The sequence below is a fragment of the Pseudomonas lundensis genome (assembly GCF_001042985.1).
GTDB classification, from domain to species: domain Bacteria; phylum Pseudomonadota; class Gammaproteobacteria; order Pseudomonadales; family Pseudomonadaceae; genus Aquipseudomonas; species Aquipseudomonas lundensis.
The window spans coordinates 50,671-71,767 of the sequence record NZ_JYKY01000022.1 but is presented as its reverse complement, the minus strand read 5'-3'; the positions used below and the strand labels follow the sequence as shown (position 1 = coordinate 71,767).

The following is a 21,097-nucleotide window of genomic DNA, read 5'->3' as shown; positions in this document are numbered from 1 at the left end:
AGCTGACATGCAATTAAACGTAAATGACGCTCAAGCGATCGAAGTTTCCGAACTGACATTCGGCGGCGAGTTCAACGAGACGCTGGTTCACCAAGCAGTCGTGGCCTACATGGCTGGCGGCCGTCAAGGTAGCAAGCAGCAAAAGACCCGTTCCGACGTTCGTGGTGGCGGTAAGCGCCCTTGGCGTCAGAAAGGTACTGGCCGTGCTCGTGCCGGTACTATCCGTAGCCCAATCTGGCGTGGCGGTGGTACCACATTCGCAGCTCGTCCACAGGATCACTCTCAGAAGCTGAACAAGAAGATGTATCGCGCAGCAATGCGTTCCATCCTTGCTGAGCTGGTGCGTACTGATCGTCTGGTCGTGGTTCAGGACTTCGCTGTTGAAGCGCCGAAAACCAAAGATCTGCTGAACAAACTGAATGGCATGGGTCTGACTGATGTCCTGATCGTGTCTGAAGTTGTTGATCAGAACCTGTACCTGGCTGCTCGTAACCTGCCACACGTTGATGTCCGTGACGTGCAAGGTTCCGATCCAGTTAGTCTGATCGCATACGACAAGGTGTTGATCACCGTGTCGGCCGTGAAGAAATTCGAGGAGCTGCTGGGATGAACCAGGAACGCGTATTTAAAGTTCTGCTTGGCCCGCACGTTTCCGAGAAGGCTACGGTTCTGGCAGACAAGAAAGGCCAGTTCGTTTTCAAGGTTGCTACTGATGCAACCAAGCTGGAAATCAAGAAGGCCGTCGAAAGCCTGTTCAGCGTGAAAGTTGAGCGTGTTACTACCCTGAATGTACTGGGTAAGAGCAAGCGCACCGCTCGCGGCGTGGGCAAGCGTAATGACTGGAAGAAGGCGGTAATTTCCCTTCAGCCAGGCCAAGATCTCGATTTCAGCAGCAGTGCTGAGTAAGGAAGGGGTGCATCATGGCAATCGTTAAATGCAAACCGACTTCCCCTGGCCGCCGTCATGTGGTCAAGGTGGTCAACCAGGAGCTGCATAAAGGCGCTCCTCACGCACCGCTGCTCGAGAAAAAATCGAAGTCTGGTGGTCGTAACAACAATGGCCGCATTACCACGCGTCACATCGGTGGTGGTCATAAGCAGCATTACCGTATGGTCGACTTCCGTCGCAACGACAAAGATGGCATTCCTGCCACTGTTGAGCGTATCGAATACGATCCAAACCGTACTGCTCACATTGCTCTTATGCTGTACGCAGACGGCGAACGCCGTTACATCATCGCCCCAAAAGGCGTGAGCGCTGGTGACCAGCTGATTTCGGGTGCTTTGGCTCCGATCAAGCCGGGTAACTCGCTGCAGCTGCGTAGCATTCCAGTTGGTAGCACCGTACACGGCATCGAGTTGAAGCCGGGTAAAGGCGCGCAAATCGCTCGCTCCGCTGGTGCTTCTGCTCAGCTGGTAGCTCGTGAAGGTGTCTACGTGACCCTGCGTCTGCGCTCCGGTGAAATGCGTAAAGTTCTGGCTGAATGCCGTGCGACCCTGGGTGAAGTCTCGAACTCCGAGCACAGCCTGCGTTCGCTGGGTAAAGCTGGTGCCAAACGCTGGCGTGGCGTTCGCCCAACCGTTCGTGGTGTTGCCATGAACCCGGTTGACCACCCACATGGTGGTGGTGAAGGTCGTACCTCTGGTGGTCGTCATCCGGTATCGCCATGGGGCTTCCCGACTAAGGGCGCGAAGACTCGTGGTAATAAGCGTACCGACAAAATGATCGTCCGTCGTCGCAAGTAAATAGAGGGATACGACAGTGCCACGTTCTCTGAAAAAAGGTCCTTTTATTGATCTTCACCTACTGAAGAAGATCGAAGTGGCGGCGGAAAAGAATGATCGCAAGCCGGTGAAAACCTGGTCGCGTCGTTCGATGATCCTGCCACAAATGGTCGGTCTGACCATCGCTGTGCATAACGGTCGTCTGCATGTTCCAGTTCTCGTGAACGAAGACATGGTTGGCCATAAACTAGGCGAGTTTGCCGGTACCCGCACTTATCGTGGGCACGTGGCAGACAAGAAAGCCAAGCGTTAAGGGGTAAGGAACGATGGAAGTAGCCGCTAAGTTGTCGGGCGCTCGAATCTCCGCCCAGAAAGCCCGCTTGGTCGCCGACCAGATCCGCGGGAAGAAGGTGGGCGAAGCGCTCAACCTGTTGGCTTTCAGCAACAAGAAAGCCGCCGAGATCATCAAGAAAGTGCTGGAGTCGGCCGTAGCCAACGCCGAGCATAACGAAGGCGCAGACGTTGACGACTTGAAAGTCGCCACCGTTTTCGTCAACGAAGGGCGTTCGCTGAAGCGCATCATGCCGCGTGCCAAAGGCCGCGCTGATCGCATCGTCAAGCGGTCTTGCCATATCACTGTCAAGGTTGCTGACAAGTAACGGAGTCGAAGAGATGGGTCAGAAAGTACATCCCATTGGCATTCGCCTGGGAATCGTCAAGGAGCACACCTCCGTCTGGTACGCAGACGGCCGGACTTATGCGGACTACTTGTTCGCTGATCTGAAGGTGCGTGAATACCTCCAAGACAAACTAAAAAGCGCGTCCGTAAGCCGTATCGATATCCATCGTCCGGCCCAAACTGCACGCATCACCATCCACACCGCTCGTCCAGGTATTGTTATCGGGAAGAAAGGTGAAGATGTTGAGAAACTGCGTCAGGACCTGACCAAGCAAATGGGTGTGCCTGTGCACATCAATATCGAAGAGATCCGCAAGCCGGAGCTCGACGGTATGCTGGTTGCGCAGAGCGTAGCTCAGCAGCTGGAGCGTCGTGTAATGTTCCGTCGCGCTATGAAGCGCGCTGTACAGAACGCTATGCGCATTGGTGCCAAGGGCATCAAAATCCAAGTGAGCGGTCGTCTCGGCGGTGCTGAAATTGCACGTACTGAATGGTATCGCGAAGGTCGTGTGCCATTGCACACCCTGCGTGCCGACATCGACTATGCCAACTACGAAGCTCACACCACTTACGGTGTGATCGGTGTAAAGGTTTGGATCTTCAAAGGCGAAGTAATTGGTGGTCGCCAAGAAGAACTGAAACCACAAGCACCAGCGCCTCGTAAAAAAGCTGCTAAGTAAGGGGTACGCCAAATGTTACAACCTAAGCGTACGAAGTTCCGCAAGCAAATGACTGGCCACAACCGTGGCTTGGCATTGCGCGGTAGCAAAGTCAGCTTCGGCGAGTTCGCGCTGAAGTCTGTTGCTCGTGGTCGTCTCACCGCTCGTCAGATCGAGTCAGCGCGTCGTGCACTGACCCGTCACGTGAAACGTGGTGGCAAGATCTGGATCCGTGTATTCCCGGACAAGCCTGTAACCAAAAAGCCCCTCGAAGTTCGTATGGGTAAAGGTAAGGGTAACGTGGAGTATTGGGTTGCCCAGATTCAGCCAGGCAAAGTCCTGTATGAAATCGAGGGTGTTTCTGAAGAGCTGGCGCGTGAGGCTTTCGCCCTGGCTGCTGCAAAGCTGCCGCTCGCCACCTCCTTTGTTAAACGGACGGTGATGTGATGAAAGCGAATGAACTTCGTGAAAAATCCGCACAGCAGCTGAACGAGCAACTGCTCGGCTTGCTGCGCGACCAGTTCAATCTGCGTATGCAGAAAGCAACTGGCCAGTTGGGGCAGTCGCATCTGCTCTCGCAAGTTAAGCGTGACATCGCTCGCGTGAAGACTGTGCTCAAACAGCAGGCAGGTAAGTAATCATGGCTGAAGCCGAAAAAACTGTCCGTACGCTGACTGGCCGTGTTGTCAGCGACAAGATGGACAAAACCATCACCGTTCTGATTGAGCGTCGCGTTAAGCACCCGATCTACGGTAAATACGTTAAGCGTTCGACTAAGCTGCACGCGCACGACGAAACCAATCAGTGCCACATCGGCGACAAAGTCACTATTCGTGAAACTCGTCCGATGGCCAAGACCAAGTCTTGGGCGCTGGTTGATGTTCTCGAACGCGCTGTGGAAGTCTAAGGACTAGGGGTCGGAGAAATTATATGATTCAGACTCAATCCATGCTCGATGTGGCCGATAACAGCGGCGCACGCCGCGTTATGTGCATCAAGGTGCTGGGTGGCTCCCATCGTCGTTACGCTGGTATCGGTGACATCATCAAAGTAACCGTCAAGGAAGCAATTCCGCGCGGTAAAGTGAAAAAAGGCCAAGTGATGACTGCAGTAGTAGTCCGCACTCGTCACGGCGTACGCCGTGCTGATGGCTCCATTATCCGCTTTGATGGCAACGCTGCTGTTCTTCTGAACAACAAGCAAGAGCCTATCGGCACCCGTATCTTTGGGCCAGTGACCCGTGAACTTCGTACTGAGAAGTTCATGAAGATCGTCTCGCTCGCCCCAGAAGTGCTGTAAGGAGATCCGACATGCAAAAGATTCGTCGTGACGACGAGATCATCGTGATCGCCGGCAAAGACAAAGGTAAGCGCGGTAAGGTGCTTAAGGTTCTCGCTGACAACCGTCTGGTTGTTGGTGGTCTGAACCTGGTAAAGCGTCATACCAAGCCTAACCCGATGTCGGGCGTACAAGGCGGTATCGTCGAAAAAGAAGCGCCATTGCACGCTTCTAACGTCGCCATTTTCAACGGCGAAACCAACAAGGCTGACCGCGTTGGTTTCAAAGTAGAAGAAGGCAAAAAAATTCGTGTCTTCAAGTCGACCCAAAAAGCGGTTGATGCTTGAACACTGCTAGGTAGATAAGACCATGGCACGACTAAAAGAGATTTACCGGAAGGAAATCGCTCCGAAACTTAAGGAAGAACTTAAGCTTTCGAACGTGATGGAAGTTCCGCGCGTTACCAAAATCACCCTGAACATGGGTCTGGGCGAAGCGATCGGCGACAAAAAAGTCATCGAGCACGCTGTAGCTGATTTGGAAAAAATCACGGGTCAAAAAGTTGTTGTGACTTACGCTCGCAAGTCCATCGCAGGCTTTAAAGTTCGCGAAGGCTGGCCGATCGGCGTCAAAGTAACTCTGCGCCGTGAGCGTATGTATGAATTCCTGGATCGTCTGCTGTCGATCTCCCTGCCTCGGGTTCGCGACTTCCGCGGCCTGAATGCCAAGTCCTTCGATGGTCGTGGTAACTACAGCATGGGCGTTAAAGAGCAGATCATCTTCCCGGAAATCGACTACGACAAGATCGATGCACTCCGCGGTCTGGATATTACCCTGACCACCACTGCTCGGACGGATGATGAAGGTCGCGCATTGCTGCGTGCATTCAAATTCCCGTTCCGCAACTGATTGGAGTAGGACCATGGCTAAGATGAGCATGAAAAACCGCGAGCTGAAGCGTCAGCTCACGGTTGCCAAGTACGCCAAGAAGCGTGCCGAGCTGAAAGCGATCATCGTTGATCTGAACGCAAGTCCAGAAGCGCGTTGGGAAGCTACAGTAGCTCTGCAGAAGCAGCCACGTGACGCAAGCGCTTCGCGCATGCGTAACCGCTGCCGCCTGACTGGTCGTCCGCATGGTGTTTACCGCAAGTTCGGCCTTGGCCGTAACAAATTGCGTGAAGCAGCAATGCGCGGTGACGTACCAGGTCTGGTTAAAGCCAGCTGGTAAGCTGTACAGGCAAAGTTATCGTTGTCAGGTTCGTAAGATCCTGACAACCGGTGACCCTGAACATGAATCAAGCCCCTATTGGGGCTTGATTCATTTCTGGTGTGTGTCTAGAATGACCGGCTCGCCTGAGCCCGTGCTTTTTAAGCATTGAGTTACTCGGCGACAGTTGTAGCCGTAAGGCTAATTCTTTTTGTATCAGGAGCGTCTAGCCCATGAGTATGCAGGACCCGTTAGCGGACATGCTAACTCGAATCCGTAATGCCCAGATGGCTGAAAAGTCCGTCGTAAGCATGCCATCTTCCACGTTGAAGGTAGCTGTAGCCAAAGTTCTGAAGGACGAAGGTTACATCGCGGATTATCAGATCAGCAGCGAAATCAAGCCACTGCTGTCTATCGAGCTGAAGTACTTCGAAGGCCGTCCGGTTATCGAAGAAGTTAAGCGCGTTAGCCGTCCAGGCCTGCGTCAGTACAAGTCCTCCGAAGATCTGCCAAAAGTTCGTGGCGGTCTGGGTGTGTCTATCGTCTCCACCAACAAAGGTGTGATGACGGATCGTGCTGCGCGCGCTGCCGGTGTCGGCGGCGAAGTTCTTTGCACTGTGTTCTAAGGGGGGATAAGCATGTCACGCGTCGCTAAGAACCCCGTTAAGCTGCCAGCTGGTGTTGAAGTAAAATTCGCCGGCCAACAGCTTTCGGTGAAGGGTGCCAAGGGCACTCTAGAACTGAACATCCATTCGTCCGTTGAGATCGTTGAAGAAGCTGGTGAGCTGCGTTTCGCTGCTCGCAATGGCGATCAACAAACTCGCGCAATGGCTGGTACCACTCGTGCGTTGGTAAACAACATGGTCCAAGGCGTAAGCCAAGGCTTCGAGCGCAAGCTCCAGCTGGTCGGTGTTGGTTACAAAGCGCAAGCAAAAGGCACAGTGCTGAACCTGGCTCTTGGCTTCTCGCACCCAGTGGATTACGAACTGCCGGAAGGCATCACCGCTGAGACTCCTAGCCAGACCGATATCCTGATCAAGGGCATCGATAAGCAGCTAGTAGGTCAAGTGGCCGCTGAGATCCGCGACTTCCGTCCGCCAGAACCTTACAAAGGTAAAGGTGTGCGTTACGCGGACGAAGTCGTCCGCCGTAAAGAAGCCAAGAAGAAGTAGGGCCTAGCAAATGACCGACAAAAAAGTTACTCGACTGCGTCGCGCTCGCAAAGCACGTCTGAAAATGCACGAACTAGAAGTCGTGCGTCTCTGCGTGTTCCGCTCTTCGCAGCACATCTATGCCCAGGTCATCTCGGCCGACGGCAGCAAAGTCCTGGCAAGCGCCTCGACTTTGGACAAAGAACTGCGTGATGCTGCCACTGGCAACATCGACGCGGCCACAAAGGTTGGCCAGCTGGTCGCTACGCGTGCAAAAGCCGCTGGCGTCTCGCAGGTGGCTTTCGACCGCTCTGGCTTCAAGTACCACGGCCGCGTTAAAGCGCTGGCTGAGGCTGCTCGTGAAGCTGGGCTGGAGTTCTAAGTTATGTCAAATAACGACCAAAAGCGCGACGAAGGCTACATTGAGAAGCTGGTTCAAGTTAACCGCGTAGCCAAAACCGTTAAAGGCGGCCGTATCTTCACTTTCACCGCGTTGACCGTGGTTGGTGATGGTAAAGGGCGTGTTGGCTTCGGCCGTGGCAAGTCACGTGAAGTGCCTGCTGCGATCCAGAAGGCAATGGAAGCTGCTCGCCGCAACATGATCCAGGTTGATCTGAACGGCACCACCCTGCAGTACGCAATGAAGTCTGCCCATGGCGCTTCGAAGGTGTACATGCAGCCTGCTTCTGAAGGTACCGGTATCATCGCTGGCGGCGCTATGCGTGCTGTCCTCGAAGTTGCTGGCGTTCAGAACGTACTGGCTAAGTGCTACGGCTCGACTAACCCTGTAAACGTGGTTCACGCCACATTTAAAGGTTTGAAAGCTATGCAGTCTCCTGAATCTATTGCCGCTAAGCGTGGCAAAAGCGTTAAGGAGATCTTCTGATCATGGCTACCGTTAAAGTAACGTTGATCAAAAGCATGACCGGCCGTATCCCTAACCACAAACTGTGCGTTAAGGGTCTGGGTCTGCGTCGCATCGGTCACACTGTAGAAGTACTTGATACTCCCGAGAATCGCGGGATGATCAACAAGGCTTACTACATGCTGCGTGTAGAGGGTTAATCGATGAAGCTCAATGATCTGAGTCCAGCGCCGGGTTCCCGTCGCGAAAAGCATCGTCCGGGCCGTGGTATCGGTAGTGGTTTGGGTAAGACTGGTGGCCGTGGTCACAAAGGTCAGACTTCCCGCTCCGGTGGCACCATTGCTCCAGGCTTTGAAGGCGGCCAACAGCCGTTGCATCGCCGTCTGCCTAAGTTCGGTTTCGTTTCCCTGAAAGCTATGGATCGCGCAGAAGTGCGTTTGTCCGAGCTGGCTAAAGTGGAAGGCGACATCGTAACTGTGCAGACTCTGAAGGATGCCAACGTGATCAACGTCAACGTACAACGTGTGAAAATCATGTTGTCCGGTGAAGTGACTCGCGCTGTCACCATCAAAGGTATCGCAGCCACCAAAGGTGCGCGTGCGGCTATCGAAGCAGCTGGCGGCAAGTTCGAGGAATAAATGGCTAAGCAAGGTGCTCTCTCAGCGCTCAGCAAAGGCGGGTTGTCCGAGCTCTGGGCTCGTCTGCGTTTTCTATTCCTGGCGATCATCGTCTACCGGATAGGCGCACACATCCCAGTTCCTGGTATTAACCCGGACCGGCTGGCGGACCTGTTTCGACAGAATGAGGGGACCATTCTTAGCTTGTTCAACATGTTTTCCGGCGGCGCGCTGGAGCGGATGAGTATTTTTGCGCTGGGGATCATGCCGTACATTTCGGCATCGATCATCATGCAGCTTATGTCCGCTGTTAGCCCGCAGCTGGAGCAGTTGAAGAAGGAAGGTGAAGCTGGCCGTCGCAAGATTAGCCAGTACACCCGCTACCTCACTGTCGCTCTTGCTCTCGTCCAGGCTATTGGCATGTCCATTGGTCTGGCGGGGCAGGGCGTAGCGTTCACTGGTGACCTGGGCTTTCATTTCGTTGCAGTGACCACATTTGTGGCTGGTGCAATGTTCATGATGTGGCTGGGTGAGCAGATTACTGAACGTGGAGTTGGCAACGGTATCTCGATGTTGATTTTTTCGGGTATCGTCGCCGGTCTTCCGAGAGCAATTGGGCAGTCGTTCGAGTCTGCGCGTCAGGGTGATATCAATATTTTCGCCCTGGTTGCTATCGGTTTGCTGGCAGTAGCGATTATCGGTTTTGTGGTGTTCATTGAGCGTGGCCAGCGTCGTATTGCTGTTCACTACGCTAAGCGTCAGCAGGGCCGTAAGGTGTTTGCTGCTCAAACGAGCCACCTGCCGCTGAAAGTGAATATGGCCGGCGTAATCCCGGCTATTTTCGCGAGCAGCATTTTGCTGTTCCCGGCTTCGCTGGGTGCCTGGTTTGGTCAGTCTGAAGGTATGGGCTGGTTGCAGGACATCTCACAGTCGATCGCTCCTGGTCAGCCGTTGAATATTCTGCTGTTTAGTGCAGGGATTATTTTCTTCTGCTTCTTCTATACGGCGTTGATGTTCAATCCGAAAGACGTAGCGGAAAACCTGAAGAAGTCCGGTGCCTTTATTCCGGGTATCCGTCCAGGCGAGCAGTCGGCGCGCTATATTGATGGCGTTTTGACTCGTTTGACTCTGTTCGGTGCTCTTTATATGACGGCCGTGTGTCTGCTGCCCCAATTCCTGGTGGTTGCAGCCAACGTTCCGTTCTACCTTGGCGGGACCTCGTTGCTGATCGTTGTCGTGGTTGTTATGGACTTCATGTCGCAAGTACAATCGCACCTCGTTTCGCACCAGTACGAATCCCTGATGAAGAAAGCCAACCTGAAGGGCTACGGCAGCGGAATGCTTCGCTGAAGTACCCATAAGGTTAGAGGAGTTGGTGATGAAAGTTCGTGCATCGGTGAAAAAGCTGTGCCGTAACTGCAAGATTATTCGCCGCGAAGGTGTTGTTCGGGTAATTTGCAGCGCGGAACCACGTCACAAACAGCGCCAAGGCTGAGTGTGATCTGTTTGAAGCCCAGCAGCTAGTGCGCTGCTGGGTTGATTATTTGTTATTACAGCGATATTATCTCGCGCCCTATTTCTTGGCTTCCGGGGCGTAGGTAGCTGTCAATTGGAGTCCCACTGAATGGCCCGTATTGCAGGCGTTAACATTCCAGATAACAAGCACACTGTTATCTCGCTGACCTACATCTATGGTGTTGGTCGCACTACTGCACAGAAAATCTGTGCAGATGCTGGTGTAAACCCAGCCGCTAAGATCAAGGATCTGAGCGACGAGCAGATTGAACAGCTGCGTGGCGAAGTGGCAAAGTTCACCACTGAAGGTGACCTGCGTCGTGAAGTCAACATGAAAATCAAACGCTTGATGGACTTGGGCTGCTACCGCGGTCTGCGCCATCGTCGTGGTCTTCCAGTGCGCGGTCAGCGTACCAAGACCAACGCGCGTACTCGCAAAGGTCCGCGTAAGCCGATCCGCAAGTAATCGCACCAGCGAATCGACAGGAATTTAGTCATGGCAAAACCTGCTGCTCGTCCTCGTAAAAAAATTAAAAAGACAGTGGTTGATGGCATCGCCCACATCCACGCGTCTTTCAACAACACCATCGTGACCATCACCGACCGTCAGGGTAATGCGCTTTCTTGGGCAACCTCCGGTGGTTCGGGTTTCCGCGGTTCTCGCAAGTCCACCCCGTTCGCTGCTCAAGTAGCTGCTGAACGTGCTGGTCAAGCTGCGCTGGAATATGGCCTGAAAAACCTTGACGTTAACGTTAAGGGCCCAGGTCCAGGTCGTGAGTCCGCTGTCCGTGCTTTGAACGGCTGTGGCTATAAGATCGCCAGCATCACCGACGTGACGCCAATCCCGCACAACGGGTGCCGTCCGCCGAAGAAGCGCCGCGTGTAATCCAGGAGACTGTAAAGAATGGCTCGTTACATTGGTCCAAAATGCAAACTGGCACGTCGTGAAGGCACCGATCTCTTCCTGAAGAGTGGTGTGCGCGCTATCGAATCGAAGTGCAATATTGAAGCTGCTCCAGGCATCCACGGCCAGCGCCGCGGTCGCCAATCCGACTACGGCACCCAGCTGCGTGAAAAGCAGAAGGTCCGTCGTATCTACGGCGTTCTCGAGCGTCAGTTCAGCGGCTACTACAAACAAGCTGCTGGCAAGAAAGGTGCAACCGGTGAAAACCTGCTGCAACTGCTCGAATGCCGTCTGGATAACGTCGTATACCGTATGGGTTTCGGTTCTACTCGTGCCGAATCTCGTCAGTTGGTATCGCACAAGTCGATCAGCGTTAACGGTCAGACCGTAAACGTTCCGTCTTACCAGGTTCGTGCTGGTGACGTGGTCGCTATCCGCGAGAAAGCAAAGAACCAGCTTCGCATTGTCCAAGCTCTCGATCTGTGTGCCCAACGTGGCCGCGTAGAATGGGTAGAAGTAGACACTGAGAAGAAGTCGGGCGTTTTCAAGAACGTTCCAGCTCGCAGTGATCTGTCCGCCGACATCAACGAAAGCCTGATTGTCGAGCTCTACTCCAAGTAAGGGCTAGAAAATAGGTGCATCCATGCAGATTTCGGTAAATGAGTTCCTGACACCTCGCCATATTGATGTGCAAGTTGTCAGTCCAACCCGCGCTAAAATCACTCTCGAGCCTCTCGAGCGTGGTTTTGGCCACACCCTGGGCAACGCGCTGCGCCGCATCCTGTTGTCCTCAATGCCAGGCTGTGCAGTAGTCGAGGCCGAGATTGATGGTGTGCTCCACGAGTACAGCGCCATCGAAGGTGTACAGGAAGACGTAATTGAAATCCTGTTGAACCTTAAAGGTCTGGCTATCAAGCTGCACGGCCGTGACGAAGTTACGCTGACCTTGTCGAAGAAGGGTTCGGGGGTGGTTACCGCTGCCGATATTCAGCTGGATCATGATGTCGAGATCGTTAATCCCGATCACGTAATCGCCAACCTGGCGTCTAACGGCGCCTTGAACATGAAGCTCACCGTAGCTCGTGGTCGTGGTTATGAACCAGCAGACTCGCGTCAGAGCGATGAAGATGAAAGCCGCAGCATTGGTCGCTTGCAGCTTGATTCTTCGTTCAGCCCGGTTCGCCGTATCGCATACGTGGTGGAAAACGCCCGTGTCGAGCAGCGTACTAACCTGGACAAACTGGTTATTGATCTGGAGACCAACGGTACCCTGGATCCTGAAGAGGCCATTCGTCGTGCTGCAACCATCCTGCAACAGCAGTTGGCTGCATTCGTCGACCTCAAAGGTGACAGCGAGCCAGTGGTTATCGAACAGGAAGACGAGATCGATCCGATCCTGCTTCGTCCGGTTGACGATCTGGAACTGACCGTGCGTTCGGCCAACTGCCTTAAGGCGGAGAACATTTACTACATTGGTGACCTGATTCAGCGCACCGAAGTAGAACTGTTGAAGACTCCGAACCTGGGCAAGAAATCCTTGACTGAAATCAAGGACGTTCTGGCCTCCCGTGGTCTGTCCCTCGGCATGCGCCTCGACAACTGGCCGCCTGCAAGTCTTAAGAAGGACGACAAGGCGACTGCCTGATCGTCGTAATCACCGAACGTTGTGTTTGGTAAGGAATGAACCATGCGTCATCGTAAAAGTGGTCGTCACCTGAGCCGCACTAGCTCGCACCGCAAGGCTATGTTTCAAAACATGGCAGTGTCGCTGTTCGAGCACGAGCTGATCAAAACGACTCTGCCGAAAGCCAAAGAACTGCGTCGCGTTGCTGAGCCGCTGATTACTCTGGCCAAGAACGATTCTGTTGCTAACCGCCGTCTGGCTTTCGACCGTACTCGTTCGAAAGCAATCGTTGGTAAGCTGTTCAACGATCTGGGCAAGCGTTATGCAACTCGTGAGGGTGGCTACCTGCGCATCCTCAAGTGCGGTTTCCGCGCTGGCGACAACGCGCCTATGGCGTACGTCGAGTTGGTTGATCGTCCAGTTGGCGGTGAAGCTGTATCCGCTGAGTAAGACGTCAGTCTCTACAAAAAACCGGGCCTAGTGCCCGGTTTTTTGTGCGCGTTGTATTGTGGTTTTCTATTGATCTCCATCATTTAATGAATTTGCCCATGTGAAGTGCATGGTCAATACTCCTCGTCAGCCGATTACACGGCAGCATCAAGACTGACTGAGGAAGTAAACGCATGAGCCAGACCAAAACGCTTACCACTGCCAGCGGCGCCCCAGTCGCTGACAACCAGAATTCTCGTTCTGCCGGTCCTCGTGGCCCCTTGCTGCTTGATGACTTTCATTTGATCGAGAAACTCGCTCACTTCAACCGTGAAAACATTCCTGAACGTCGTGTACATGCCAAAGGTTCGGGGGCTCACGGTACGTTCACTGTGACGCGTGACATGTCGCAATACAGCAGCGCGAAGCTGTTCGACACGATCGGCAAGCAAACACCGACCTTTATGCGCTTCTCGACGGTCGGCGGTGAACGCGGTTCTGCCGACACCGAGCGCGACCCTCGCGGTTTTGCCATCAAGTTCTATACCGAAGAAGGCAATTGGGACATCGTGGGTAATAATACCCCCGTGTTCTTTATCCGGGACCCACTCAAGTTTCCGGACTTTATCCACACCCAAAAGCGTCTCCCGCAAAGCAACTTGAAAAGCGCGCAAATGATGTGGGATTTCTGGTCACATTCACCTGAATCTTTACATCAGGTGACCATCCTGTTTTCTGACCGCGGTGTCCCGGATGGCTATCGTCATATGCATGGCTTCGGCAGCCACACGTACAGCCTGATCAACGCCGCCGGCGAGCGCCATTGGGTCAAGTGGCATTACAAAACCAAGCAAGGAATTAAAAACTTGGCGCCTGCCGAGGCGGCGCGTTTGGCGGGTACAGACCCTGACTATGCGCAACGCGATTTGTTTGGTGCGATTGAACGGGGAGATTTCCCTAAATGGCGCGTTTGCATGCAAGTGATGACCGAAGCACAGGCGGCTGCGCATCACGAGAACCCGTTTGATGTCACCAAAACCTGGTCGCAGAAAGAGTTTCCATTGATTGAGATTGGCGAACTTGAGCTCAACCGCAACCCGCTTAATTATTTCGCCGAAGTTGAGCAGGCGGCCTTTGGCCCCAGCAATATGATTCCGGGTGTAGGCCTCTCGCCTGATCGCATGCTACAGGGCCGTGTATTCGCGTATGCGGATGCCCATCGCTATCGCGTAGGCACCAACCACCAACATTTGCCGATCAACTCGCCACGTGTACCTGTGCACAACTACCAGCGTGATGGCTCCATGGCTTATGGCAACAACGGCGGCGCGGCACCGAACTACGAGCCCAACAGTTACTCTGACGCCCCTAAGCAGGCGCCACAATATGCTGAGCCGCCATTGGCGTTGAATGGCGCGGCGGATCGTTACGATCATCGCGAAGATACTGATTACTACAGCCACGCAGGTGCTCTGTTCCGGTTGATGAGCCCGGAACAGAAAGCCCTGTTGATTAACAACATTGCCGGGGCAATGGCCGGGGTGTCTGACGACGTGGTGCAGCGTCAATTGCCTCACTTCTATAACGCTGATCCGGCGTACGGAGAAGGGGTGGCAAAAGCGTTGGGTGTACAGCGTAACTAACTCTAAGTGAGAAGCAGAACCGCCCTCAATTGGGCGGTTTTTGCGTTATTTAGGCTCGTTTTCTCAGATAAACAGCACATTTGTTGCGATTGAACCGTGACCTCTTGGTCAGCTTGGTTCAAACTACAGCCTTTCAAGCAGGGAGATGTGGGCCAATGCTAGGGCACCCGGAAGTAATCGATTATCTCAACACGTTGCTCACCGGTGAGCTGGCTGCACGTGATCAATATTTTGTCCATTCCCGTATGTACGAAGACTGGGGTTTCACCAAGCTCTACGAGCGTATCAATCACGAGATGGAAGAAGAGGCGCAGCACGCCGATGCGTTGATGCGTCGGATTCTGATGCTCGAAGGCACCCCTCGCATGCGTCCTGACGACCTGGATGTGGGGACCACCGTCCCGGAGATGTTCGCCGCAGACTTGCGTCTGGAATACAAAGTCCGGGCAGCGCTGTGCAAAGGTATTGAGCTGTGCGAATTGCACAAGGATTACGTCAGCCGCGACATGCTGCGCATCCAGCTCGCCGACACTGAAGAAGACCATACCTATTGGCTGGAGAAACAGCTCGGTCTGATTAAGTCGATTGGCTTGCAGAACTACCTTCAGTCGCAGTTCTGATTAGCGTTCTTACCTGTCGCTGCTTCAGGCAGCGATGACGCAGACTAAAAGGCCCTGCCATCTCACGATGACAGGGCCTTTTTCATACGCTGATTTAAGCTTTGTCGCGAATCAACAGCGGCTTCAGGTAGAAACCGGTGTGAGACTGCTTCATGTTTGCCACGTCTTCCGGCGTACCGGTTGCGATTATCTGCCCACCTTTGGAACCGCCTTCAGGGCCCAAGTCCACCAGCCAATCCGCGGTCTTGATCACGTCGAGGTTGTGCTCGATGACCACCACGGTATTGCCGTGGTCGCGTAATCGATGCAATACATCCAGCAATTGCTGGATATCGGCGAAGTGCAGGCCTGTTGTCGGTTCGTCGAGGATGTACAGCGTTTTGCCGGTATCGCGCTTGGACAGCTCGCGGGACAACTTGACCCGCTGAGCCTCGCCGCCTGACAGGGTCGTGGCGGATTGCCCCAGCTTGATATACGACAAACCTACGTCCATCAGCGTCTGTAGCTTACGCGCCAGCGCAGGGACGGCATCGAAGAACTCGCGGGCTTCTTCAATGGTCATCTCCAGCACTTCATGGATGCTCTTGCCCTTGTACTTGATCTCAAGGGTTTCGCGGTTATAGCGCTTGCTTTTGCACACGTCGCAAGGCACGTAGATGTCGGGCAGAAAGTGCATTTCTACCTTGATCAGGCCGTCACCCTGACACGCCTCGCAACGTCCACCCTTCACGTTGAAGGAGAAACGTCCCGGACCATAGCCTCGGGAGCGGGATTCCGGTACGCCGGAGAACAGCTCGCGAATAGGCGTAAACAACCCGGTATAGGTCGCAGGGTTAGAGCGCGGGGTGCGGCCGATCGGGCTTTGATCGATGTCGACGACCTTGTCCAGATGCTCAAGCCCTTTGATGCTGTCGTGAGCCGCCGCCTCCAGCGTGCTCGCGCCGTTCAAGGCTGTCGCGCTGAGCGGGTAGAGCGTGTTGTTGATCAGTGTGGACTTGCCCGAACCTGAAACCCCGGTCACGCAGGTCAGCAAGCCAATGGGGATTTCGAGGTCAACATTACGCAAGTTGTTGCCGCGCGCACCTTTGAGCGACAGCGTCAGCTTTTTGTTGCGCGGAGTGCGTTTGGCCGGAACTTCGATCTTCACCCGCCCCGACAGGTATTTGCCGGTCAGCGAATCAGGGTGCGCCATCACCTCGGCCGGTGTGCCTTCGGCCACGATGTGTCCGCCATGCACGCCTGCCCCCGGGCCGATATCCACGACATAGTCCGCCAGACGAATTGCATCTTCATCGTGCTCGACCACTATCACGGTATTGCCGATGTCGCGAAGGTGTTTGAGGGTGCCCAGCAAACGATCGTTATCGCGCTGATGCAGGCCGATAGACGGCTCATCAAGGATGTAAAGAACACCCACCAGGCCCGCGCCGATCTGGCTGGCCAGACGGATACGCTGCGCCTCGCCGCCGGACAGTGTGTCAGCACTGCGATCCAGCGACAGATAATCGAGGCCCACATTCACCAAAAACTGCAGGCGTTCGCGAATTTCTTTCAGAATTTTGTCTGCAATCTCGCCGCGACGCCCGGTCAGGCTCAGCGCGCTGAAATATTCAGTGGCATCGCCAATGGGCATGTTGGTCACGGCCGGCAGGTTTTTCTCACCGACCCATACGTGACGCGCTTCACGACGCAGGCGTGTGCCGCGGCAGTCGGGGCAAGCCTGGGTGCTGAGAAACTTGGCCAACTCCTCACGAACGGTCGCCGACTCGGTTTCGCGATAGCGCCGCTCAAGGTTAGGCACGATCCCTTCAAACGGGTGCGCCCGCTTGACGATGTCACCCCGATCATTGAGATAGCGGAAATCAACGTTCTGCGTGCCGCTGCCGTACAGAATGACTTTCTGTTTGTCGGCGGGCAGTTCGCTGAACGGCACTTCAAGGCTGAAATCGTAATGCTTGGCCAGCGCACCCAGCATCTGGAAGTAATAGACGTTACGCCTGTCCCAGCCGCGAATGGCGCCTTCAGCCAAGGTCAAATCACCATTGACCAGTCGCTTGATGTCGAAAAACTGCTTAACCCCGAGCCCGTCGCAGGTCGGGCATGCACCGGCCGGGTTGTTGAAGGAAAACAGTTTGGGTTCCAGCTCGCTGATAGCGTGCCCGCAAATGGGGCAAGCGAAGCGTGCCGAAAAAATTATCTCTTCGCCGGGCTCGTCGTCCATCGGCGCCACCAGCGCGATACCGTCAGCCAGCTTGAGCGCGGTCTCAAACGATTCGGCCAGGCGCTGTTGCAGATCCGCTCTGACCTTGAAGCGGTCAACGACCACGTCAATCGAGTGTTTCTTCTGCTTGTCGAGCTTTGGCAACTCATCCAGTTCGCACAGCTTGCCGTCTACGCGCGCGCGAACGAAGCCCTGAGCCCGTAGCTCTTCGAACACCGACAGGTGCTCGCCTTTACGTTCACGAATCACCGGCGCCAGCAGCATCAACTTGCTGCCTTCGGGTTGCGCCAGCACCAGGTCGACCATCTGGCTGACGGTCTGTGCTTCCAGTGGAATATCGTGATCCGGGCAGCGCGGAATGCCGACGCGTGCATACAGCAAACGCAGGTAATCGTAGATTTCAGTGATGGTGCCGACAGTGGAACGCGGGTTGTGTGACGTCGATTTTTGCTCGATGGAGATGGCTGGCGACAAACCTTCAATGGTGTCGACGTCAGGCTTTTCCATCATCGAAAGGAACTGCCGCGCATAGGCCGACAGCGACTCGACATACCGACGCTGGCCTTCGGCATACAACGTGTCAAACGCCAGGGATGATTTGCCGGAGCCAGACAGTCCGGTGATGACGATCAGTTTGTCCCGTGGCAGGGTCAGGTCGATGTTCTTCAGGTTGTGGGTTCGTGCCCCACGTATCAGGATCTTGTCCACTGCGGCCTCGCTTGGCGGGCATAACATAAACGAATGAGTATACGGATCTGTGTGAAAGCTGTGCAGGTCCTTAATGGCACGTTGTCATTAAGGGTCTTTATAACTTTTACGTGACAAAGCGTCGCGCATCGCTCGTGTGTGTGCTGTTACTCGATGGGACTGGTAGAATCGCCGCCGGTTCACACGAGGTTTTTCCATGCACGATCCCCACAGCGAACGCATGAGTGGTAGCGAGACCCGCGCAGCAAGCGGTCTGGCCCTTGTGTTTGCCTTCCGCATGCTTGGTATGTTCATGGTGTTGCCGGTACTGGCGACCTATGGGATGGACCTTGCAGGTGCAACGCCGGCCTTGATTGGTCTGGCGATTGGCGCTTATGGCTTGACCCAGGCCATCTTCCAGATCCCTTTTGGGGTCATTTCCGACCGCATTGGCCGTCGCCCCGTTATCTACCTGGGGCTGGTGGTGTTCGCAGTGGGCAGCGTAGTGGCTGCCTGTTCTGACTCAATCTGGGGCGTGATTGCCGGGCGCATCCTGCAAGGGGCGGGCGCGATTTCTGCGGCGGTGATGGCCTTGCTTTCAGACCTGACCCGCGAGCAGCACCGCACCAAGGCCATGGCCATGATTGGCATGACCATCGGCTTGTCGTTCGCAGTCGCGATGGTGGTGGGCCCACTGCTGACCCGCGCCTTTGGTTTGTCCGGGCTGTTTCTGGCTACCGGGGCCATGGCATTGGTGGGGATTGTCATCGTCATGTTCATGGTGCCGCGCTCAACCGGCACGCTGCAGCACCGTGAGTCAGGCGTGGCCAGGCAGGCGTTGCTGCCGACCTTGCGCCATCCCGACCTGCTGCGTCTGGACCTCGGCATTTTTGTGTTGCACGCCATGTTGATGTCCAGCTTCATTGCCTTGCCGCTGGCGCTGGTTGAAAAAGCCGGTTTGCCCAAGGAGCAGCATTGGTGGGTCTACCTGACCGCGTTGTTGATTTCTTTCTTCGCCATGATCCCGTTCATCATCTACGGCGAAAAGAAACGCAAAATGAAACGAGTTTTACTCGGTGCCGTCGCGACGTTAATGCTCACTGAGCTATTCTTCTGGCAGTTCGGCGACAGCTTGCGTGCGTTGGTGATCGGCACGGTGGTGTTCTTCACCGCGTTCAATCTGCTGGAGGCTTCGTTGCCTTCGCTGATCAGCAAGGTGTCACCGGCGGGCGGCAAGGGCACGGCGATGGGGGTCTACTCTACCAGCCAGTTCCTGGGGTCGGCATTGGGCGGCATACTCGGCGGCTGGATGTTTCAGCATGGCGGTCTGTCGGTTGTGTTCTTGGGATGCGCAGGTCTGGCTGCACTCTGGCTAGCCTTTGCTGTTACCATGCGCGAACCGCCGTATGTAACCAGCCTGCGCTTGCCGCTGTCGCCTGAGGCGCTTCGCGAAGCAGGTTTGACCGAGCGTTTAAAGGCCGTTGCAGGCGTAACGGATGCAGTGGTGGTAGCCGAAGAGGCTGCCATTTATATCAAATTGGACACCGAACTATTGGATCGCGCGACACTCGAGCAGCTGGTCAACCCGGCGCCGACGTGCGAAGCCTAGGAGAACGTTATGGCCCGTGGGGTTAACAAAGTTATATTGGTCGGCACATGCGGCCAGGATCCCGAAGTTCGCTACTTGCCTAACGGTAATGCCGTGACCAACCTGAGTCTGGCAACCAGCGAACAGTGGACTGACAAGCAAACCGGCCAGAAAGTTGAAAAGACGGAATGGCACCGTGTATCGATGTTCGGCAAAGTAGCCGAAATTGCTGGCGAATACCTGCGTAAGGGTTCGCAGGTGTACATCGAAGGCAAGCTGCAAACCCGCGAGTGGGAAAAAGACGGTATCAAGCGTTACACCACTGAAATCGTGGTCGACATGCAAGGCACCATGCAACTGCTCGGCGGCCGCCCACAAGGCGACCAGCAAAATCAGGGTGGCGGTAACAACTACCAGCAATCCGCGCCGCGTCAGCAGGCTCAACGCCCGGCACCGCAGCAGCAGCCACAGCGCGAGTCGCGTCCGGCGCCGCAACAGCAGGCTCAACAGCCAGCCCCTGATTTCGACAGCTTTGATGACGATATCCCGTTCTAGGACTTACCTAAGACAATTTTGTAAGGTTTAGACCAAAGCCCCGAAAACGCTGTTTTTGGGGCTTTTTCATTGGTGCGCGATGCCTTACAGGCATGTCGGCCGTGCATGGAAAACCAAGGGGTTGCAGAGCAATGCGGCGTTTTGAAACTGTGGTTTTGCCTAAGGTTTGCACTTGTAGAACGGCAGACACTTATTGAGGCCACTGCTCAAGCAAGATCGAGGCAAACTTTTCTGCCGCCGGAGACAGAGACGCACCTCTGCGATACACCAGACCCAATGAGCGATTTACCACGGGCTCAATCAAGGGGACGCTGACCAGTGTGGGATGATCGCCCGTTGGCATTGCCAGACTGGGCATCACCGATACGCCAAGTCCTGCTTCGACTAAACCCAATGAGGTTGAAAGGTGCTGAACCTCATAAAACCACTTCGGTCGCCAGCTTAAACTCGACAAAGCATGGTCTAAAAGCATGCGGTTTCCGCTTAAGCGGCCCACGCCAATCAACCGATACTCACTGAGTTGCGACCACTTTACAGACGCACAATTGGCCAGCTCATGGTCTCGTCTGCAGGCCAACACAAACGGCTCATTGACCAAGGTTACAAACTCGATATCCGGGTGTTGGCCACTCATCATGTTGATACCAAAATCGGCTTCGCCACGCAGTACGGCTTCCAGGCCGTCGTTTGCGCTCAGGTCTAACAATCGAATATGGATTTTAGGATAACGCTCGTTGTAGAGCCGGATCACTGAAGGCAAAAAATAGAAGGCTGCCGTGGGGATACAAGCCAGCGTGACACGACCGCTTCGTCGTTCAGCCAACTCCCGAATATTAAGAATCGAGTCATCAAAGTCATCGAGCAGTCTGCGCGCTTTGGGTAAAAAATCGCGCCCTACACTTGTCACACTCACTTTGCGCGTTGTTCGATCAAGCAGAGCAGTCCCCAACCCCTCTTCAAGTTTTTTTATCCGGCGACTTAGCGCAGGCTGAGAAAGATGAAGTGCATCAGCCGCTTCGTGAAAACTGCCGAGTTCTGCGATTTTAACGAAAGAGCGAATGTCTTGAAGTTCGTATTCCATAGTTTTTCTCGCCAGAAAGGTCAGCTTCATCGGAAGTGGCTTGGGATTAT

General features: G+C 54.6%; 32 protein-coding genes. 30 read left to right on the top strand and 2 right to left on the bottom strand.

Going from position 1 to position 21,097, the window contains the following annotated elements:
- Positions 1-7: 7 nt before the first annotated feature.
- The 28 genes from rplD (at position 8) to bfr (ending at position 14,915) form a co-directional block, all read left to right on the top strand.
- Positions 8-610 carry a 50S ribosomal protein L4 gene (gene rplD / locus TU74_RS16945; RefSeq protein WP_047277894.1) on the top strand — a complete coding sequence of 201 codons (603 nt, stop codon included), beginning with the start codon at positions 8-10 and terminating at the stop codon, positions 608-610.
- Positions 607-906 carry a 50S ribosomal protein L23 gene (gene rplW, locus TU74_RS16940; protein ID WP_003444375.1) on the top strand — a complete coding sequence of 100 codons (300 nt, stop codon included), beginning with the start codon at positions 607-609 and terminating at the stop codon, positions 904-906. Before rplD ends, rplW begins: the two co-directional genes overlap by 4 nt.
- Positions 907-920: 14 nt before the next feature.
- The gene (gene rplB, locus TU74_RS16935) at positions 921-1,745 is read left to right on the top strand and encodes a 50S ribosomal protein L2 (RefSeq protein WP_047277892.1); all 825 of its coding nucleotides are present in this window, start codon (positions 921-923) and stop codon (positions 1,743-1,745) included.
- A gap of 16 nt (positions 1,746-1,761) precedes the next feature.
- Complete coding sequence (gene rpsS, locus TU74_RS16930; RefSeq protein WP_003232420.1) at positions 1,762-2,037, top strand: 30S ribosomal protein S19; 276 nt, start codon at positions 1,762-1,764, stop codon at positions 2,035-2,037.
- A 13-nt stretch (positions 2,038-2,050) separates the two neighbouring features.
- The gene (gene rplV / locus TU74_RS16925) at positions 2,051-2,383 is read left to right on the top strand and encodes a 50S ribosomal protein L22 (RefSeq protein ID WP_003444373.1); all 333 of its coding nucleotides are present in this window, start codon (positions 2,051-2,053) and stop codon (positions 2,381-2,383) included.
- Positions 2,384-2,396: 13 nt separating this feature from the next.
- Entirely contained in the window at positions 2,397-3,083 is a 687-nt protein-coding gene (gene rpsC / locus TU74_RS16920; RefSeq protein ID WP_003176422.1) for a 30S ribosomal protein S3, read from the top strand.
- Positions 3,084-3,095: 12 nt separating this feature from the next.
- Complete coding sequence (gene rplP, locus TU74_RS16915; protein ID WP_003186052.1) at positions 3,096-3,509, top strand: 50S ribosomal protein L16; 414 nt, start codon at positions 3,096-3,098, stop codon at positions 3,507-3,509.
- Positions 3,509-3,700, top strand: coding sequence for a 50S ribosomal protein L29 (gene rpmC, locus TU74_RS16910; RefSeq protein WP_003444371.1), 192 nt, complete (start codon positions 3,509-3,511; stop codon positions 3,698-3,700). Before rplP ends, rpmC begins: the two co-directional genes overlap by 1 nt.
- A gap of 2 nt (positions 3,701-3,702) precedes the next feature.
- Entirely contained in the window at positions 3,703-3,969 is a 267-nt protein-coding gene (rpsQ, locus tag TU74_RS16905) for a 30S ribosomal protein S17 (protein WP_003194644.1), read from the top strand.
- Between the two features lie 23 nt (positions 3,970-3,992).
- Positions 3,993-4,361 (top strand): 50S ribosomal protein L14, encoded by a 369-nt coding sequence (gene rplN, locus TU74_RS16900; RefSeq protein WP_002555479.1) that lies wholly within the window; start codon positions 3,993-3,995, stop codon positions 4,359-4,361.
- An 11-nt stretch (positions 4,362-4,372) separates the two neighbouring features.
- Positions 4,373-4,687 (top strand): 50S ribosomal protein L24, encoded by a 315-nt coding sequence (rplX, locus tag TU74_RS16895; protein WP_042561341.1) that lies wholly within the window; start codon positions 4,373-4,375, stop codon positions 4,685-4,687.
- 22 nt (positions 4,688-4,709) lie between these two features.
- Positions 4,710-5,249, top strand: a complete 540-nt coding sequence (gene rplE / locus TU74_RS16890) for a 50S ribosomal protein L5 (protein ID WP_003186044.1) — start codon at positions 4,710-4,712, stop codon at positions 5,247-5,249.
- Between the two features lie 13 nt (positions 5,250-5,262).
- Complete coding sequence (gene rpsN / locus TU74_RS16885) at positions 5,263-5,568, top strand: 30S ribosomal protein S14 (protein WP_047277885.1); 306 nt, start codon at positions 5,263-5,265, stop codon at positions 5,566-5,568.
- A 212-nt stretch (positions 5,569-5,780) separates the two neighbouring features.
- Positions 5,781-6,173 carry a 30S ribosomal protein S8 gene (rpsH, locus tag TU74_RS16880; protein ID WP_047277884.1) on the top strand — a complete coding sequence of 131 codons (393 nt, stop codon included), beginning with the start codon at positions 5,781-5,783 and terminating at the stop codon, positions 6,171-6,173.
- A 12-nt stretch (positions 6,174-6,185) separates the two neighbouring features.
- The gene (rplF, locus tag TU74_RS16875; RefSeq protein ID WP_003176412.1) at positions 6,186-6,719 is read left to right on the top strand and encodes a 50S ribosomal protein L6; all 534 of its coding nucleotides are present in this window, start codon (positions 6,186-6,188) and stop codon (positions 6,717-6,719) included.
- Between the two features lie 10 nt (positions 6,720-6,729).
- Complete coding sequence (rplR, locus tag TU74_RS16870; protein ID WP_003444364.1) at positions 6,730-7,080, top strand: 50S ribosomal protein L18; 351 nt, start codon at positions 6,730-6,732, stop codon at positions 7,078-7,080.
- Positions 7,081-7,083: 3 nt separating this feature from the next.
- Positions 7,084-7,584 carry a 30S ribosomal protein S5 gene (rpsE, locus tag TU74_RS16865; protein ID WP_003186035.1) on the top strand — a complete coding sequence of 167 codons (501 nt, stop codon included), beginning with the start codon at positions 7,084-7,086 and terminating at the stop codon, positions 7,582-7,584.
- Between the two features lie 2 nt (positions 7,585-7,586).
- Complete coding sequence (rpmD, locus tag TU74_RS16860; protein WP_003186033.1) at positions 7,587-7,763, top strand: 50S ribosomal protein L30; 177 nt, start codon at positions 7,587-7,589, stop codon at positions 7,761-7,763.
- Positions 7,764-7,766: 3 nt separating this feature from the next.
- Positions 7,767-8,201, top strand: coding sequence for a 50S ribosomal protein L15 (gene rplO, locus TU74_RS16855; protein WP_047277881.1), 435 nt, complete (start codon positions 7,767-7,769; stop codon positions 8,199-8,201).
- Positions 8,202-9,530 carry a preprotein translocase subunit SecY gene (gene secY, locus TU74_RS16850; RefSeq protein WP_003444361.1) on the top strand — a complete coding sequence of 443 codons (1,329 nt, stop codon included), beginning with the start codon at positions 8,202-8,204 and terminating at the stop codon, positions 9,528-9,530. It abuts the gene before it with no gap.
- A 28-nt stretch (positions 9,531-9,558) separates the two neighbouring features.
- Positions 9,559-9,675 carry a 50S ribosomal protein L36 gene (gene rpmJ / locus TU74_RS16845; RefSeq protein ID WP_002555468.1) on the top strand — a complete coding sequence of 39 codons (117 nt, stop codon included), beginning with the start codon at positions 9,559-9,561 and terminating at the stop codon, positions 9,673-9,675.
- Between the two features lie 129 nt (positions 9,676-9,804).
- Positions 9,805-10,161: a 30S ribosomal protein S13 gene (gene rpsM / locus TU74_RS16840; RefSeq protein ID WP_047295790.1), complete on the top strand. Its 357-nt coding sequence runs from the start codon at positions 9,805-9,807 to the stop codon at positions 10,159-10,161.
- A 30-nt stretch (positions 10,162-10,191) separates the two neighbouring features.
- The gene (gene rpsK / locus TU74_RS16835; RefSeq protein WP_007924177.1) at positions 10,192-10,581 is read left to right on the top strand and encodes a 30S ribosomal protein S11; all 390 of its coding nucleotides are present in this window, start codon (positions 10,192-10,194) and stop codon (positions 10,579-10,581) included.
- Positions 10,582-10,599: 18 nt separating this feature from the next.
- Entirely contained in the window at positions 10,600-11,220 is a 621-nt protein-coding gene (gene rpsD, locus TU74_RS16830; protein ID WP_003444359.1) for a 30S ribosomal protein S4, read from the top strand.
- 22 nt (positions 11,221-11,242) lie between these two features.
- A complete protein-coding gene (locus TU74_RS16825; RefSeq protein WP_003176403.1) occupies positions 11,243-12,244 on the top strand; it encodes a DNA-directed RNA polymerase subunit alpha in 1,002 nt (333 codons plus the stop codon).
- Between the two features lie 42 nt (positions 12,245-12,286).
- Positions 12,287-12,673, top strand: coding sequence for a 50S ribosomal protein L17 (rplQ, locus tag TU74_RS16820; RefSeq protein ID WP_047277870.1), 387 nt, complete (start codon positions 12,287-12,289; stop codon positions 12,671-12,673).
- 173 nt (positions 12,674-12,846) lie between these two features.
- Complete coding sequence (locus TU74_RS16815) at positions 12,847-14,295, top strand: catalase (protein WP_048377145.1); 1,449 nt, start codon at positions 12,847-12,849, stop codon at positions 14,293-14,295.
- A gap of 155 nt (positions 14,296-14,450) precedes the next feature.
- The gene (bfr, locus tag TU74_RS16810) at positions 14,451-14,915 is read left to right on the top strand and encodes a bacterioferritin (protein WP_047277866.1); all 465 of its coding nucleotides are present in this window, start codon (positions 14,451-14,453) and stop codon (positions 14,913-14,915) included.
- Between the two features lie 94 nt (positions 14,916-15,009).
- Here the strand turns inward: bfr and uvrA are convergent, their stop codons facing one another.
- The gene (uvrA, locus tag TU74_RS16805) at positions 15,010-17,844 is read right to left on the bottom strand and encodes an excinuclease ABC subunit UvrA (RefSeq protein ID WP_047277864.1); all 2,835 of its coding nucleotides are present in this window, start codon (positions 17,842-17,844) and stop codon (positions 15,010-15,012) included.
- A 196-nt stretch (positions 17,845-18,040) separates the two neighbouring features.
- Between uvrA and TU74_RS16800 the strand changes: the two genes are divergently transcribed.
- Together TU74_RS16800 and TU74_RS16795 are read left to right on the top strand one after the other, a co-directional pair.
- Positions 18,041-19,432: an MFS transporter gene (locus tag TU74_RS16800; protein WP_047277862.1), complete on the top strand. Its 1,392-nt coding sequence runs from the start codon at positions 18,041-18,043 to the stop codon at positions 19,430-19,432.
- 9 nt (positions 19,433-19,441) lie between these two features.
- Complete coding sequence (locus tag TU74_RS16795; RefSeq protein WP_047277860.1) at positions 19,442-19,966, top strand: single-stranded DNA-binding protein; 525 nt, start codon at positions 19,442-19,444, stop codon at positions 19,964-19,966.
- Positions 19,967-20,156: 190 nt separating this feature from the next.
- Here the strand turns inward: TU74_RS16795 and TU74_RS16790 are convergent, their stop codons facing one another.
- Positions 20,157-21,047, bottom strand: a complete 891-nt coding sequence (locus tag TU74_RS16790; protein WP_047277858.1) for a LysR family transcriptional regulator — start codon at positions 21,045-21,047, stop codon at positions 20,157-20,159.
- Between the last annotated feature and the right edge of the window lie 50 nt (positions 21,048-21,097).